The organism is Streptomyces sp. NPDC001507, assembly GCF_042894765.1.
GTDB lineage: Bacteria > Actinomycetota > Actinomycetes > Streptomycetales > Streptomycetaceae > Streptomyces.
On record NZ_JBIAVV010000012.1, the window covers coordinates 80,902 to 95,832 of the forward strand.

Genomic DNA, 14,931 nt, shown 5'->3' on the forward strand with positions numbered 1-14,931 from the left:
GGTTCGAAGCAAGTCCTAGCCCCACACCGCTTGGGCGATCGCCACTCCGGCGAAGGCCGCCCCGAGCCCCGCCACGAGGCTCGCGACGACGTTGGCGGCAGCGTAGAGCCCGGCGCCGGTCTCGGTCAGCCGGAGGGTCTCGTAGGAGAACGTCGAGTACGTCGTCAGCGCCCCGCACAGCCCGGTGCCCAGCAGCAGCCGGAGATGTGGACTCGCGGCGCCCGCCGAGGCCGCGCCGGTCAGCAGGCCCAGGATCAGGCAGCCGCTGACGTTCACCACGAAAGTACCCCAGGGGAACACGGAGTCGTGCCTGGCCTGGACGGCGCGGTCGGTGAGGTAACGCAGTGGAGCACCGGCCATGGCGCCGAGGACCACCAACAGCCAGTTCACAACGAGTTCTTACCCTTCACGTCCGATTCGCCGTTTTCTTCGACCCGCCCGACGTACCGGATGACCTCGCAGTCGTCCAGGGTCACGAGTCCCTCGGTCACCAGTTCGTCGAGCCGCGGCAGGAAGGCCCGGATCCGCTCCTCCGTGTCCACGACGACGACCGCCACCGGCAGGTCCTCGCTCAGCGACAGCAGCCGGGAGGTGTGGATGCGGGAGGAGGCGCCGAAGCCCTCGATGCCCCGGAAGACGCTCGCGCCCGCGAGTCCGGCCGCGTGGGCACGGTGCACGATCTCCGTGTAGAGGGGCTTGTGGTGCCAGATGTCGTCCTCGCCGATGTAGACGGTCAGGCGCAGGGCGCGGCCGGTCAGTCTCGTCATCGCCGCCTCCGGGTGAGGACGCGGCGGGTCACGGTGGCCGCGCACCACACCGCCGCGAGGGCCGCGCACAGGGTGGCGGCGAGATAGGCGAGCCCGACCGCGGGCCTGCCGTGGTCGACGAGTTTCTGGATGTCGACTGCGTAGGTCGAGAAGGTGGTGAAACCGCCGAGGACGCCGGTGCCGAAGAACGGGCGCACCAGGCGGTGCGCGGGGAGTCCCTCGGTGATCAGGACCAGGAACGCGCCGATCACGGCGCAGCCGATGACGTTCGTCCAGAAGGTCGCCCAGGGGAATCCCCCGGCGGCCGTGGGCAGGGCCAGGGCCAGGGCGTAGCGGGCCACGGCGCCGAGCGCGCCGCCGGCGGCGACCACCGCGACGACCGGGGCCTGGGCACGCCACTCGGGCCGCCGCCGGGGGGCCGGCGGGACACGGAGGCTCTCGGCTTCCGGGGCTGTCATGGTCGTACGTCTCCTGTTCGGCACCGCCCCCTGACGGGTGCCTCAGGGTACCGCCGGGCGTACCCGGCGGTCACTTCGCGGTGGGGGCCGCGCAGACCGCGACGCCGGGCTCCCAGACGCTGCCGAGGACGAGGTGGCGGCCGGTCCGGCAGACACTGGTGACCATGCGGAAGCCGGAGTTGCGGCGGGCGAGGTGGTGGACGACCCGGCCGTGGTCGTCGAGGGCGAGGACGGCGACGGTGCCGACCGGGCGGTAGGGGGCGTGCACGGCGGCGCGGGCGGCCGCCCGGCGGACCGCGAGGGGACTGCGGTGGAAGACGTCGAGCGGGGGGTTGCGCGGGCCTGCCAGGGCGACCCATACGAGGTCGCCGTCGCGCCAGACGTTGTCGGGCATGCCGGGCAGCTCGGCGAAGAACTCGGCGCGGCCGGTGCGCGGGCCGGTGAGCCAGTAGCGGGTGAGGCGGTAGCCGCCGGTCTCGGCGACGATCAGGAAGGTGCCGTCGCCGCTCACGGTCAGCCCGTTGGCGAACTGGAAGCCCTCCCAGGCCACTTCGGCCGTGCGCGCACCCGGTGCGAGGCGCAGCAGGCGGCCGGTGCCGCTGTGCTCGACGATGTCGCCGATCCACTGGCCGAGGGGGAACCGGCGGCTGGAGGCGGTGAAGTACACGGTGCCGTCGGGCAGGGCGACCACGTTGCTCGCGAACCGCAGCGGCTCCCCCTCGACCGTGTCGGCGAGGACGCGGACGGTGCCGTCGGCGAGCCCGACGCGCAGCAGGCCGCGTTCCGCGTCGCAGACCAGCAGGTCGCCGTCGGGGAGGAGGTCGAGCCCGAGCGGGCGGCCGCCGGTCCGGGCCAGCGTCCGGACCCGGGCGGTGTCCGGGTCGCCGAGGCCGTCCAGGCGCAGGATGCGGCCGTCCTCGACGCCGGTCAGGACCCCGCCGTCGGGATCCGTCACCACGTCCTCCGGGCCTCGGCCGCCGACGGCGACGTAGTGGAGGGGGACGAGGCGCGTGGGTCGGTCCATGAGACCCATGGTGGCAGGAGTAACCGCTCTCACCAGCCCTTCTCGAACATCCGGGCCACTTCGGCGATCCGGATCTCGTCGCGCCGGTAGTAGACCCGGTGCCGGATGCGCTTGGTGCGGAGCAGGCCGAGCCCGGCCAGCAGGCCCAGATGGGTGCCGGCGACCTTGCGGGAGACCCCGAGCTTGGCGGCGACGGCCCGGACGGTGACGCCGTCCTCGGCGAGGTCGGCGTGGCGCTGGGGCGGGAAGTGGGCCGCCGGGTCCTTGAGCCAGTCCAGAATCTCCAGGCGGCTTGCGCTCGCGGCGTTCCTCAGCATCCGACCGGCCTCCCGTCCCTGCCTCCTCGCAGTGTCTGTTCCCACTGTCGCGCAGCCGAAGCCCCCACGTGAGGGAGTCGCGGCGCGATGTCCGAGATCGAACGACCGTACGAGTTCGGCTGGTCGGCGCCTTGCCCGCGGAGCAGCTGCGGGGCACGGCGGAGGGGCCCGGCCGTCCCCTTGTGGCCGGGCCCCCGTCAGTGGTGGTTCAGCGGTGGCTGAACCACGCCAGGGAGGACAGCGCCTTGTCGTCGTAGCCGAACAGGGCCTGGTTCTCCCAGCCGTTGCCGGAGGTGGCGTCGGTCGGGTCCCAGCCGTTGCCGGTGACGGCGGTCCAGGTCGCCTCCCAGTAGAAGACGCCGAGACCGCGGCCGTTCGGGACGGCCTCGACGATGTTCGCGACGGAGTTCATCCAGGCCAGCTGGCCCGCGGCGGTGGCCGGGTAGCCGGTGACCAGTTCGCTGCTGGTGTCGATCTGGTTCTCCAGCGAGTCGTCCTGGGCGAGGGTGAACGGGTAGGCCGTCTCGGCGATGAAGACCGGCTTGGAGTAGCGGGAGGCCACGTCGTCGAGGGTGGTCTGGGCGGCGGCCAGGGAGCCGTGCCAGTAGCCGTAGTAGGAGAGCCCGATCACGTCGTAGTCGATGCCGTAGGTCTTGGCGTTGTCGAACCACCAGCGGACCGTGGCGTCGTCGCCCGCGTTGGCCAGGTGCAGGGCGACCTGGGTGGCGGAGGAGACCGCCTTGGCCGCGCTGTAGCCGGAGTTGATCAGGCCGGCGAGCTGGGACCAGTTGTCGGTGGAGCCCTCGGACCAGAGCATGCCGCCGTTGATCTCGTTGCCGATCTGGACCATGTCGGCGGTGGTGCCCTGGGCCTTCAGCGCGTTGAGGACGTCGTACGTGTGGTTGTACACGTCGGTCTTCAGCCGGCTGTAGGAGTCGTTCGCCCAGGCGGCGGGCTTGGTCTGGGCGCCCGGGTCGGCCCAGGTGTCCGAGTAGTGGAAGTCGACCAGCAGCTTCATGCCGGCGGCCTTGATCCGCTTGGCCATGGCCAGAACGTGCGCCTTGTCGTTGTAGCCGTCGGCCGGGTTGACCCAGACCTTCAGGCGCGCGTAGTTCATCCCGGCGTTCTTGAGGATGGTGACCGCGTCCCCGGTGGTGCCGGAACTGGTCTTGTAGACCCCGCCCTTGGCCTCGCTCTTGGCCAGTGACGAGATGTCGGCGCCCTTGATGGACAGGCCGGTCGACCCGGACGCGAAGGTCAGGTCGTCGACGTTGATCCAGTTGCCCGCGTTGGCGTCCGAGTAGATGCTGATCGTGCACTGGTTGTTGGTGACCGCGATCGAGGTGACGATCCGCACCCAGCTGCTGGTGGAGACCGGCAGGTCGGTCTTCTGGTATGAACCGCCGCAGTTCTTCAGGGATATGTAGGCGGAGTTCTGCCCGCCGCTGGAGCGGGTCCATGCGGTGAGCGTGTAGTTCCCGTTGGTCAGCCCCGACAGGTACTGGTAGGTCTCCACCTTGTAGGCGGAGGCCGAGTAGTGGCTCAGCCGGTAACTGCCGCTGTGGCCGCCGGACTCGGTGTACGAGGCGCCCGTGTCGCCGTACTCCGACCAGCCGGTGGGCGTGGCGACGCCCGCACCGTCCGATTCGAAGCCGCCGTTGGTGAGGGTGCTCGCCGCCTGGGCGGTCTGCGCGGGGAGGGCGCTGAGGGCGAGCCCGGCCAGGAGCGGCAGCAGCAGGGCTCTGAGGGTGCGTCTGGGATGGAACATCATCGTCCGTCGTCCCTTCGACGTGACTGGGGAGGGGGTCCTCCGACGGGGCCGGAGGAGTGCCCCTCCGCCCGCGGCTCTCGTGGCACGCGCGGACGGAGGGGAGTCTCGGTGGGGCGCGGGCACGGCGGCCCCCGGGCCCGCGCCCCGGTTCAGCCGTCGAGTCGTACGACCCGTACGGCGCCCGCCGGGACCGCGAGCCGGCCCGCGGCGCGTTCGCCCGTCAGCAGTTCGGTGCCGTGCGCCTCCAGGGGCACCTTGGCGTCGGTGGCGGTGTGGTTGATCGCGAACAGGAAGGTGCCGGGCTCGCCGGTGCGGCGGACCACCTCGACGTCGCGGGGCAGTTCGGCGCGGGGCGCGATCCGGGCGTCCGCGGCGGCCCGGCCGAGCAGCGCGTCGAGGCCGTGCGCGTCCAGGCGCGTCGAGACGTACCAGGCGGTGCCCTCCCCCAGCCGGTTCCGGGTGACCGCCGGGCGGCCGGCGGTGAGGCCGTCGGCGTAGCTCCAGACGGTCTCGGCGGTGCCCGGGACGACGAACTCGGTCCACACGTCGCCGGTCAGCTCCGAGCCGTCCGGGCCGGTCAGCCGCACCCGCTGGTCCTTCAGGAGCGGGGAGAACTCCTCGACGGTGAGACCGAGGGTCTCGCGCAGGGGGCCCGGGTAGGCGCCCTCGTGCACCGCGTCGTGCTCGTCGACGATCCCGGAGAAGTACGAGACGACCAGCGTGCCGCCGTTCCCGACGTACTCGCGGAGGTTGTTCCCGGCCGCCTCCGTCATCAGGTAGAGGGCCGGTACGACGACAAGGGGATAGGCCGACAAGTCGCTTTCGGGGTGGGCGAAGTCGACGGTGAGGTGGTGGTCGTAGAGGGCCTCGTAGAAGGCGTCGGCGCGTTCGCGCGGGTCGTGGTCCTCGCTGGGGCGCCACTGGAGGTTCTGCGCCCACCAGGACTGCCAGTCCCACAGGACGGCGACGTCGGCCTGGGTGCGGGCGCCCCTGATCTGGCTCAACGAGTCGAGGGAGGCGCCGAGTTCGACGACCTCGCGCCACACCCGGGTCTCGGTGCCGCCGTGCGGGAGCATCGCGGAGTGGAACTTCTCGGCGCCGCGCCGGGACTGCCGCCACTGGAAGAACATCGCGCCGTCGGAGCCGCGGGCCACGTGCGCGAGGGAGTTGCGGGCCATCTGGCCGGGGCCCTTGGCGGGGTTGCGGGGCTGCCAGTTGACGCCCGAGGTGGAGTGCTCGAGGAGCAGCCAGGGGGCGCCGCCGGCGACCGAGCGGGTGAGGTCGGCGGCCATCGCGAGGTTGACGTGGGTGCGGCGGCCGTCGGTGATCAGGTAGTGGTCGTTGGTGACCAGGTCGACCTCGCGGCCCCAGGCCCAGTAGTCGATGGAGTCGCACTGGCTGAGGGCGGTCATGAAGTTGGTGGTCACCGGGACGCCGGGCGAGAGGCGGTGCAGGATGTCCCGCTCGGCGCGGAAGTTCTCGCGGATGGTGGCGTCGGTGAACCGCTTGTAGTCCAGGGCCTGGCCCGGATTGCCGACGGTCGGGGTGATCCGCGGCGGGTTGATCTGCGCCAGGTCCGTGTAGTGCTGGCCCCAGAAGGCCGTGCCCCAGGCCTCGTTGACGGCGTCGACGGTGCCGTGAGCGGCGGCGAGCCAGCGGCGGAAGTGCGCGGCGCAGGAGTCGCAGTAACAGGCCGAGACCGGGACGCCGTACTCGTTGTGGACGTGCCACAGCGCGAGGGCGGGGTGCCGGCCGTAGCGCTCGGCGAGGCGGGTGGTGATGTTCGCCGCCGCCGCGCGGTAGTCGGCGTTGGAGTGGCAGATGGCGCCGCGGGAGCCGAACTCGTAGCGCACGCCCTCCGCGGTGACCGGCAGGGCCTCGGGGTGGGCCCGGTAGAACCAGGCGGGCGGCGCCACGGTGGGGGTGCCGAGGTCGACGCGGATGCCGTTCTCGTGGAGCAGGTCGAGGACCCGGTCGAGCCAGCCGAAGTCGTACTCCCCCGGGGCCGGCTCCAGCAGGGCCCAGGAGAAGATCCCGACGCTCACCATCGTGACCCCGGCCTCGCGCATCAGCCGGACGTCCTCGTGCCAGACGCTTTCCGGCCACTGCTCGGGGTTGTAGTCACCGCCGAAGGCGAGCCTGGTCAGGCCCCTGGGGGTGGTGTCCGGCATGGATCTCTCCCGTTTAATCGATCATTTGGGAACGTTCACACACAACGATCGTGGCGTGAGCCCAACATAACCGCACAGCAACAACCATTGACAAGTGTCCGGGATGTTTCTCTACTGTGAACGCTCACAGAGCATGACACGGACTCGCGACGGGCGATGCTCCGGGTCTGAGAACGCTCACACATCACTGCATGGCAGGTCCCCGCGACGGGCGGGGGCCCAGGTCAGGGGAGAGATCCATGCCGCACACGAAGCGCCGTCGCCTCGTGACAACCGTCGTCGCCGTCTCGCTCGGCGCCACCGCCCTCGCCGCCTGTGGCTCGTCCGACGACGACAGCAAGGCCGACTCCGGTCCGGTCTCGCTGACGTACTGGGCCTGGGCGCCCGGTATGGACAAGGTCGTGGACCTGTGGAACAAGGGCGAGGGCAAGAAGGACCAGATCACCGTCACGGTGAAGAAGCAGGCGTCCGGCGACACGCTGGTCACCAAGATCCTCACCGCGCACAAGGCGAAGAACGGCCCCGACCTGGTGCAGGCCGAGTACCAGGCGCTGCCGACGCTGGTCAGCAACGACGCGGTCGCCGACATATCGAAGAGCGTCGGCGACGCCAAGTCCAGGTTCGCCGACGGCGTCTGGCAGCAGGTCACCCTGGGCACGGACGCGGTGTACGCGGTGCCGCAGGACATCGGCCCGATGATGTTCTACTACCGCGCGGACCTCTTCAAGAAGTACGGCCTCAAGGTGCCGACCACCTGGGACGAGTTCGCCCAGGACGCCCGTCAGCTGAAGAAGAAGGCACCCGGCCTCGACCTGACCACGTTCTCCGCCAACGACTCCGGGCTCTTCGCGGGCCTCGCCCAGCAGGCCGGCGCCAAGTGGTGGACCACCTCCGGTGACAAGTGGAAGGTCGCCATCGACGACGCGGCCACCCAGAAGGTCGCCAAGTTCTGGGGCGGCCTGGTCAAGGAGGGCGTCATCGACAACCAGCCGATGTACACCCCGGCCTGGAACAAGGCGCTGGACACCGGCAAGCAGATCGCCTGGGTCTCCGCGGTGTGGGCGCCGGGCACGTTGACCACCGCCGCGCCCGACACCAAGGGCAAGTGGGCCATGGCTCCGCTCCCCCAGTGGTCCGCGTCCGAGAAGGTCACGGGCAGTTGGGGCGGTTCCTCGACCGCCGTCACCACCGACTCCAAGCACCAGGCGGCCGCCGCCAAGTTCGCGGCCTGGCTGAACACCGACGGCGAGGCGCTCAACGCGCTGGCCAAGGAGAGCGGCATCTACCCGGCCGCCACGAACGCCCAGACCAGCGGCGCCTTCGCCACCTCGCCCGACTACTTCTCGAACCAGCCGGACTTCTACACCAAGGCCGCCGAGATCGCGAAGACCACGGCGCCCTCCGCCTGGGGCCCGAACGTGAACGTCGCGTACACGTCCTTCAACGACGCGTTCGGCGCCGCCGCGAAGAACAAGTCGGACTTCACCGCCGCCCTGCAGAAGATGCAGGACGACACGGTCGCCGACATGAAGAAGCAGGGCTTCGAGGTCGCTCAGTGACCAGCCCCGCCGGCCGGAGGTCGTACGGGGTCAAGGGGGCCCCGTACGGCTTCCTCCTCCCCGCCACGGTTCTCTTCGCCCTCTTCTTCGCGCTGCCCATCGGCTACGCGGTCTGGCTCAGCTTCCGCAAGGTGCACGTCTCCGGGCTCGGCCTGGGGGCCGGCGCCCGCAGCGAGGTCTGGGCCGGCCTGGAGAACTACAAGGACGCCCTCACCGACAACGAGTTCTACGACGGTGCGCTGCGCGTCCTCGGCTACGGCTGCATCGTCGTCCCGGTGATGCTGGGCCTCGCCCTCCTGTTCGCGCTGATGCTCGACTCCGAGCGGGTCCGGCTCGCCCCGTTCACCCGGCTCGCGATCTTCCTGCCGTACGCCATCCCCGGCGTGGTGGCCGCGCTGCTGTGGGGCTTCCTGTACCTGCCGGACGTCAGCCCCTTCTACTACGTGCTCGAAAAGCTGCACCTGCCGCAGCCGAACCTGCTGGACGGCGGCCCGCTGTACCTGGCCCTGTCCAACATCGCGGTCTGGGGCGGCACCGGCTTCAACATGATCGTCATCTACACCTCGCTGCGGTCCATCCCGGCCGAGGTCCACGAGGCGGCCAAGCTGGACGGCGCCTCCCCGTTGCAGACCGCCGTGAAGATCAAGATCCCGATGGTGGCGCCCTCGCTGGTGCTGACCTTCTTCTTCTCGATCATCGCGACGCTCCAGGTCTTCAACGAGCCGACCACCCTCAAGCCCCTCACCAACTCGGTCAACACGACCTGGAGCCCGCTGATGAAGGTGTACGTGGACGCCTTCGCCAAGGGGGACATCTACTCGGCGGCGGCCGAGGCGACCCTGATCGCCCTCGCCACGCTGGTGCTGTCCTTCGGTTTCCTGCGGGCCGCGAACCGCCGCAACAAGCAGGAGGCAGCAGGATGAGTTCTCTTGCCGTCCGCAAGGCCGCCCCGGCCGCCGGCACGACGCCCGGCACCGCCCAGGGGCCGCCGCTGCGCCGCCGGATCGCCCTGATCCCGACGCTCACGCTCGTCCTCGGGGCGATCTACACGCTGCTCCCGGTGGCCTGGGTGGTGATCGCCTCCACCAAGTCCGGCAGCGAGCTGTTCTCCACGTTCACCTTCCTGCCCGGCTCCGGGTTCGCCCAGAACCTCAAGGATCTCAACGCCTACCGCGACGGCATCTACTGGAGCTGGATGGCCAACTCCGCGCTGTACGCCGGCCTGGGTGCCCTCCTGTCGACGGCCGTGTCCGCGTTCAGCGGATACGCGCTCGCGACCTACCGCTTCCGCGGCCGCGAGACGATCTTCAACGTGCTGCTCGCCGGCGTGCTGATGCCGCCGGTCATCCTCGCCATCCCGCAGTACCTGCTGCTCGCCAAGGCGAACCTCACGGACTCCTACCTGTCCGTGCTGCTGCCGCAGATCCTCTCCCCGTACGGCGTCTACCTCTCGCGGATCTACGCGGCCGCGGCCGTACCCTCCGACGTGGTGGAGGCCGGGCGGATGGACGGCGCGGGCGAGTGGCGGATCTTCACCCGGATCGCCCTGCCGATGATGGTCCCGGGCATGGTCACGGTGTTCCTGTTCCAGTTCGTGGCCGTCTGGAACAACTTCCTGCTGCCGTACATCATGCTCAGTGACGACGAGCGGTTCCCGCTCACCCTGGGTCTGTACACGCTCCTCGAACAGGGCGCCAACACGCCGGCCCTGTACACCCTGGTGATCACCGGCGCCTTCCTGGCCGTCCTGCCGCTGATCGCGCTCTTCCTGGTCATTCAGCGCTTCTGGAGCCTTGACCTGCTGTCCGGGGCCGTAAAGTCATGACCATGAGCAGTGGTACGGGGGGCCGGCGCAAACCGCCGACGATCCATGACGTGGCGCGCGAGGCCGGTGTCTCACGGGGCACCGTCTCGCGGGTGCTCAACGGCGGGCACTACGTCAGCCCCGCCGCCGCGGAGGCGGTCAACGACGCCATCCGCAGGACGGGTTACGTCGTGAACCGGCACGCCCGCTCGCTGATCACCGGACGTTCGGACTCGGTCGGCTTCCTGCTGACCGAGCCGCAGGAGCGGTTCTTCGAGGACCCCAACTTCAACGTCCTGCTGAGCGGTTGCACGCAGGCGCTGGCAGGCCACGACATCCCGGTGCTCCTGATGCTGGCGGGCACGAAGGACGAACGGCGGCGGATCACCCGGTACATCACCGCGGGGCACGTCGACGGGGTGCTGCTGGTGTCGAGCCACTCCGGTGACCCGGTCGCGCAGGAGCTGCGCGAGGCGGGCGTGCCGCTGGTGGCCTGCGGCAAGCCGATCGGGCTCGGCTCGAAGGTGAGCTACGTGGCCGCCGACGACCGGGACGGCGCCCGGGACATGGTGCGGCACCTGCTGGACGTGGGGCGGCGCCGGATCGGCATGATCACCGGCCCGCTGGACACCCCGGGCGGGGTGGAGCGGCTCGCCGGGTACAAGGAGGTCCTCACCGAGGCGGGCATCGCGGTCGACGAGGCGCTGGTCGTGTCCGGGGACTACAGCAGGGCGAGCGGTGAGGCGGGGGCCGAACGGCTGCTCGCGCAGGCGCCGGACCTGGACGCCGTGTTCGTGGCCTCCGACCTGATGGCGCAGGGCGTGCTGGCGGTGCTGCAGCGGGCCGGGCGGCGGGTGCCGGATGACATCGCTGTCGGTGGTTTCGACGACTCCCCGGCAGCCACCGCGGTGACCCCGCGGCTCACCACCATCCGGCAGCCCTGGGACCGGATCAGCACCGAGATGGTCCGGGTGCTGCTCGCCCAGATAGGGGGCGAGGACCCGGCGGCGGTGATCCTGCCTACGGAGCTGGTGCGACGCGAATCGACGTGAGCGGCGGGCGCGGTCCGGGGGTGCCGGGGGCGGGTTGTCGGGCGGGTGCGGCCGCGTGGGGGTTGGCCGCGCAGTTCCTCCCCCAGCCTCCGGCTGGGGGTACCCCCAGCGCCCCTACGGGGCGCCCACCGGTGAGGGCGCCAACCGGTCAGGATCGGAGAAGCCGGGGTGGGCTGCCGCGGCCTAGCGTGGGATCACCGGCCGGAAAGTGCCGGTTCCCTTGTCGCTAGGAGTGAGAACGCCATGAGCGAAGGCATGCAGACGATCATCTACCCCGTCAAGGACGCGGCGCGGGCCAAGGCGCTGTTCGGCGCGCTGCTGGGCGTCGAGCCGTATGCCGACGAGCCGTACTACATCGGGTTCAAGGCCGCCGGGCAGGACGTCGGCCTCGACCCGAACGGGCACGCGCAGGGCCTGACCGGGCCGACGCCGTTCTGGCACGTCACCGATCTGCGGGAACGGCTCGCGGCGCTGCTGGCGGCGGGCGCCGAGCTGGTCCAGGACGCGCGGGACGTCGGCAACGGGCGGCTGGTCGCCTCGGTGAAGGACGCCGACGGCAACATGGTGGGCCTGCTCCAGGACCCGGTGGGCTGAGGGCGGTCCGGCTGCTTGCACCCGCACTAGTTGCGCACTCAACAATCGGCTTGATCGGTGTTACGGTGCGGGTATGGCAGTGAAGACGGCCGAGGCCCGGCTCGAGGAACAGTGGCGGGACATCCTGTCGGTGCACGCGCGCACCATGTGCGAGATCGACCGGGTGCTGCATCCACACGGGCTCGGCGCGAGCGACTTCGAGGTGCTCGACCTGCTCGCCGCGGAGACCCCGGCCGAGGGCGACCACTGCCGGGTGCAGAACCTGGTGGGCCGGGTCCACCTGAGCCAGAGCGCGCTCTCCCGGCTGATCGGACGGCTGGAGAAGGACGGCCTGGTGGAACGTTCGGTCTGCGTCGAGGACCGGCGCGGCGTCTGGGTCGCGCTCACCCCGAAGGGCCGCGCCCTGCACGCCGAGGTACGCCCGCTGCAGCGGGCGGTGCTGGGGCGGATGCTCGAGGGCACCGACGCCTGAGCGGTTCATGGTGGAGCCGGGTGCGGGACCGCACCCCAAAGGGGCGCTGAGGACACCCCCGGTCGAAGGCCGGGGGAGGAAGTGCGCGGCCGGCCCCCACCGGCCCGCGGCGAACGAACCACATCTCCCGCGGCGGCCGAAAACATCCGCATCCTCGGCCGGGCGGACCACGGCGCCCGGCGCGCGGCGCTAGAGCGCGAACTCGATGCCGTCGGGGAGGACCTCGACGCCCTCGGCGGCCACCTGGGCGCGGGCCCTGGAGGAGGGGTCGACGAGGGGGTTGGTGTTGTTGAGGTGGGTGTAGATCCGGCGGGTGTGGGGGTGGCGGGCCAGGGCGGCGAGGCTGCCGCGGGCGCCGGAGACCGGGAGGTGGCCCATCCTGGCCTGCCGGGGGCCTGAGCGGACCTTGGTGCCCAGCTCGCCGGCGCTGTAGAAGGTGCCGTCCAGCAGGACGCAGTCGGCTTCCGCGCACAGGTCGTCCAGGGCCTCGCTCCAGGAGCCGACGCAGGGGGCGTAGAGCAGCACTCCCCCGGTGGCCAGGTCCTCGACGCGGTACGCCGTCACCCAGCGGCCGTCGGCCTCGGCGAGCGCGGCCGGGACGTACGCCGGGACCTTGGCGCCGACCGGGTGGGCGGTCACGACCAGGCCGCCGGCCAGCACGAAGCCGCCGTCGGCGAGGCTGTCGGCCCACTCCCAGGGCGCATAGCGGTCCAGGGCGCCCCGGGCCGGGGCCAGCACCGTCCGTACCGGCGGGGCCGCGTACACCTTGAGGTCCGGCGCGCCGCGCAGCACGGTCAGGCCGGTGACGTGGTCGGCCTCCGCGTCGGTGAGCAGCACGCCGCGCACCGGGGTGTCCCGGGGGCCCGGTCCCGGCCACAGCGCGGCCGTGGCGGTCAGCTGGGCGCGGATGTCCGGGGAGGCGTTGAGCAGCCACCAGTCCCGGCCGTTGCCGGTCAGCGCGACGCACTCCTGGGTACGGGAGGGCAGCTTGCCGTCCCGGGCGGCGGCGCACAGCGCGCAGGCGCAGTTCCACTGTGGGAACCCGCCCCCGGCGGCGGTGCCCAGCAGGACGACCCTCACGACGATCCGCCCCTCTCGGTCTCCCCGGCCCCTGCTGGGATCTTCCCTCAGGATGCGCCTCGCTACCCGCACACGGGAGGAACTTCCGGCCGTCCTTCGGGTGGCCGCCGGTCCACCGGGCGGAGCGGCGGGATCGGCTCCGACGCGAAGTCGCGGCCGCCGGTCCACAGCGCGGGTACGGCGTCGCAGCGGCGGCACAGCTCGTAGGCGACCGCCTCGTAGTTGACCCGCCAGCCGTGGAAGTGCGGCCAGGCCTCCGCGGTGCCGCGTTCGGCGCGGAACCCCGTCTTCTCCAGCATGGTCACTGCCTCCTCGAACTCACCGTAGGTGAGCTCGATGGGGGCGTCCGGGGCCGGGTCGGTGTCGAAGCTCGCCCGCACGGACGCGGCGATGTCGCGCAGAGCGGTGAACCCGGCGCGCAGCACCAGGCGGGCCTCCGGCGGGGCGGATCGCGGGGCGAGCGCGAGCTGCATGGCCGCGGCGTCCATGACGGCGATCAGGCCGACCAGCCAGCTGCGGTAGGGGCGCGGCGAACGGAAGGCCAGCAGCACCGGGTAGGTGGCGTGGCTCTCCCCCATGTCGGCGGCCAGCCGCTCCCAGGAGCGGTACAGCTCGGGCAGCGCGGTCTCGGTGTCGACCAGCCACTGCCGGGCGAGGATCTCCGGTCCCCAGGCGGGCTCGCCGGCCCGGGACTGGAGAAGCGTGACCTCCAGTTCGCGGCGGTTGTAGGCGGCGTACAGCGTGGGCAGGTAGGAGATCTGCAGCGCGATGAAGACCGGGCCGGTGGCGGCAGCGATGAAGTCCAGCGCGGACAGCCGCAGCCGGGCGCCGCTGGCGAACCCGAGGGTGAACAGGCTGGAGCCCGCCTCCCGGAACGCGGTGCTCCAGGACAACGGGGAGAACGCGTACAGCAGCAGCCCGAAGCCGAGGAACGCCCCGCCGAGCCAGGCGGCGAGCATGCCGACCAGCATGAGCGGGGCGAGCCAGGTCTGGGCGCGGTCGATCGCCCGGTAGCCGCCGCGGTGCGCAGTGAAGCAGAGCACGCGGCGCAGGCCCCACCACAGCCGGTACACCAGCACGGAGTACAGGCCCCGGGGGACCACGAGCGTGCGCAGGATGCTGCGCAGGACCAGGATCAGTACCAGTCCTCCGGCCACCCCGGAGATCCATTCCATGGCGCCATTCTGACCCCGGCGCCGCCCTCCCGGTGACCGGAGGGGTTGGTTCAGCCCGCCGGCCGGGCCAGGAGGGTGCGCACGCCCTCGGAGGTGAGGGTCAGGGCGTGGGCGGAGCTGCCGTCTATGGCGAGCGAGAGGTTGTCCTCGGGCCACTGCGAGGCGAGCGCGCCGAGCGGCACCACGCGGTAGCGGGAGACCGTCGGCAGCAGGCCGGTCAGCTCCCCCTCCGAGGTGAACACGGGGACGACGGGGTCGCCGTCGGGGCGTTCCAGGACGGGCAGGGCGATCATCGCGGGGTCGGCCGCCTCCGCGGCGTCGTCCGGCACCGGGACCAGCACGTCGCTGTGTGCGAGCGTGTCCAGGGCGGTGGTGTCCTCGGCGTTCACGGCCAGCGTGTCGAGCGCCCGCTGGGCCGGCGTCGGGAAGTCGTCGTGTGCGGGTGTCTCCATGGCAGATCCCCAGGTAGCGGTGTGTTACAGCCGCGGGTCCGGCAGGTCGCCGGGCGGCCACGGCTCGCGTACCCGGCCGGGGCCGGGGCATGCACCCGCGACCGCGAAGGCTTTCCCCCGCCCCCGGGAAACCGGAGACCGGGGGTGTTCGCGCGGAGTGCGGGGTGGTGTGCGGGGTGGTGCGGGGGCAGTTCCCACTGGCACGTGCCTCGCGCTCCGTCCCGCGGCATCACTC

The 14,931-nt window shown here is 71.5% G+C and carries 16 protein-coding genes; 6 read left to right on the forward strand and 10 right to left on the reverse strand.

Annotation, left to right across the window (positions count from 1 at the left end; all coding sequences use genetic code 11):
• Window positions 1-15: 15 nt before the first annotated feature.
• The 7 genes from crcB (ACFY0K_RS34600) to ACFY0K_RS34630 form a co-directional block, all read right to left on the reverse strand.
• The gene (crcB, locus tag ACFY0K_RS34600; RefSeq protein ID WP_390643130.1) at window positions 16-390 is read right to left on the reverse strand and encodes a fluoride efflux transporter CrcB; all 375 of its coding nucleotides are present in this window, start codon (window positions 388-390) and stop codon (window positions 16-18) included.
• Entirely contained in the window at window positions 387-767 is a 381-nt protein-coding gene (locus tag ACFY0K_RS34605; protein ID WP_390643131.1) for a DUF190 domain-containing protein, read from the reverse strand. Before ACFY0K_RS34605 ends, crcB (ACFY0K_RS34600) begins: the two co-directional genes overlap by 4 nt.
• Window positions 764-1,225: a fluoride efflux transporter CrcB gene (gene crcB / locus ACFY0K_RS34610; RefSeq protein WP_390643132.1), complete on the reverse strand. Its 462-nt coding sequence runs from the start codon at window positions 1,223-1,225 to the stop codon at window positions 764-766. Before crcB (ACFY0K_RS34610) ends, ACFY0K_RS34605 begins: the two co-directional genes overlap by 4 nt.
• A gap of 70 nt (window positions 1,226-1,295) precedes the next feature.
• Window positions 1,296-2,249 carry an SMP-30/gluconolactonase/LRE family protein gene (locus tag ACFY0K_RS34615; protein WP_390643133.1) on the reverse strand — a complete coding sequence of 318 codons (954 nt, stop codon included), beginning with the start codon at window positions 2,247-2,249 and terminating at the stop codon, window positions 1,296-1,298.
• A gap of 29 nt (window positions 2,250-2,278) precedes the next feature.
• Complete coding sequence (locus ACFY0K_RS34620; RefSeq protein ID WP_390643134.1) at window positions 2,279-2,566, reverse strand: ArsR family transcriptional regulator; 288 nt, start codon at window positions 2,564-2,566, stop codon at window positions 2,279-2,281.
• Window positions 2,567-2,774: 208 nt separating this feature from the next.
• Window positions 2,775-4,334: a glycosyl hydrolase 53 family protein gene (locus ACFY0K_RS34625; protein WP_390643364.1), complete on the reverse strand. Its 1,560-nt coding sequence runs from the start codon at window positions 4,332-4,334 to the stop codon at window positions 2,775-2,777.
• Between the two features lie 152 nt (window positions 4,335-4,486).
• A complete protein-coding gene (locus ACFY0K_RS34630) occupies window positions 4,487-6,508 on the reverse strand; it encodes a beta-galactosidase (RefSeq protein WP_390643135.1) in 2,022 nt (673 codons plus the stop codon).
• A gap of 239 nt (window positions 6,509-6,747) precedes the next feature.
• On the opposite strand from ACFY0K_RS34630, the gene ACFY0K_RS34635 reads away from it, so the two are divergent.
• The 6 genes from ACFY0K_RS34635 to ACFY0K_RS34660 all read left to right on the forward strand — a co-directional run bounded on the left by ACFY0K_RS34635 (window position 6,748) and on the right by ACFY0K_RS34660 (window position 11,989).
• Complete coding sequence (locus ACFY0K_RS34635) at window positions 6,748-8,067, forward strand: ABC transporter substrate-binding protein (protein ID WP_390643136.1); 1,320 nt, start codon at window positions 6,748-6,750, stop codon at window positions 8,065-8,067.
• A complete protein-coding gene (locus tag ACFY0K_RS34640; protein ID WP_390643137.1) occupies window positions 8,064-8,990 on the forward strand; it encodes a carbohydrate ABC transporter permease in 927 nt (308 codons plus the stop codon). The genes ACFY0K_RS34635 and ACFY0K_RS34640 overlap by 4 nt, the downstream gene beginning before the upstream one ends.
• The gene (locus ACFY0K_RS34645) at window positions 8,987-9,892 is read left to right on the forward strand and encodes a carbohydrate ABC transporter permease (RefSeq protein ID WP_351956304.1); all 906 of its coding nucleotides are present in this window, start codon (window positions 8,987-8,989) and stop codon (window positions 9,890-9,892) included. The genes ACFY0K_RS34640 and ACFY0K_RS34645 overlap by 4 nt, the downstream gene beginning before the upstream one ends.
• Window positions 9,889-10,923 (forward strand): LacI family DNA-binding transcriptional regulator, encoded by a 1,035-nt coding sequence (locus ACFY0K_RS34650; protein ID WP_390643138.1) that lies wholly within the window; start codon window positions 9,889-9,891, stop codon window positions 10,921-10,923. Before ACFY0K_RS34645 ends, ACFY0K_RS34650 begins: the two co-directional genes overlap by 4 nt.
• A 243-nt stretch (window positions 10,924-11,166) precedes the next feature.
• Window positions 11,167-11,517: a VOC family protein gene (locus ACFY0K_RS34655; RefSeq protein ID WP_390643139.1), complete on the forward strand. Its 351-nt coding sequence runs from the start codon at window positions 11,167-11,169 to the stop codon at window positions 11,515-11,517.
• 73 nt (window positions 11,518-11,590) lie between these two features.
• On the forward strand, window positions 11,591-11,989 hold the full coding sequence (locus tag ACFY0K_RS34660; RefSeq protein WP_390643140.1) for a MarR family winged helix-turn-helix transcriptional regulator: 399 nt from the start codon (window positions 11,591-11,593) through the stop codon (window positions 11,987-11,989).
• Between the two features lie 189 nt (window positions 11,990-12,178).
• Here the strand turns inward: ACFY0K_RS34660 and pqqB are convergent, their stop codons facing one another.
• The 3 genes from pqqB to ACFY0K_RS34675 form a co-directional block, all read right to left on the reverse strand.
• The gene (gene pqqB / locus ACFY0K_RS34665; protein WP_390643141.1) at window positions 12,179-13,069 is read right to left on the reverse strand and encodes a pyrroloquinoline quinone biosynthesis protein PqqB; all 891 of its coding nucleotides are present in this window, start codon (window positions 13,067-13,069) and stop codon (window positions 12,179-12,181) included.
• A gap of 62 nt (window positions 13,070-13,131) precedes the next feature.
• Window positions 13,132-14,244: a hypothetical protein gene (locus tag ACFY0K_RS34670; protein WP_390643142.1), complete on the reverse strand. Its 1,113-nt coding sequence runs from the start codon at window positions 14,242-14,244 to the stop codon at window positions 13,132-13,134.
• A gap of 50 nt (window positions 14,245-14,294) precedes the next feature.
• Window positions 14,295-14,696: an SseB family protein gene (locus tag ACFY0K_RS34675; protein ID WP_351492943.1), complete on the reverse strand. Its 402-nt coding sequence runs from the start codon at window positions 14,694-14,696 to the stop codon at window positions 14,295-14,297.
• Between the last annotated feature and the right edge of the window lie 235 nt (window positions 14,697-14,931).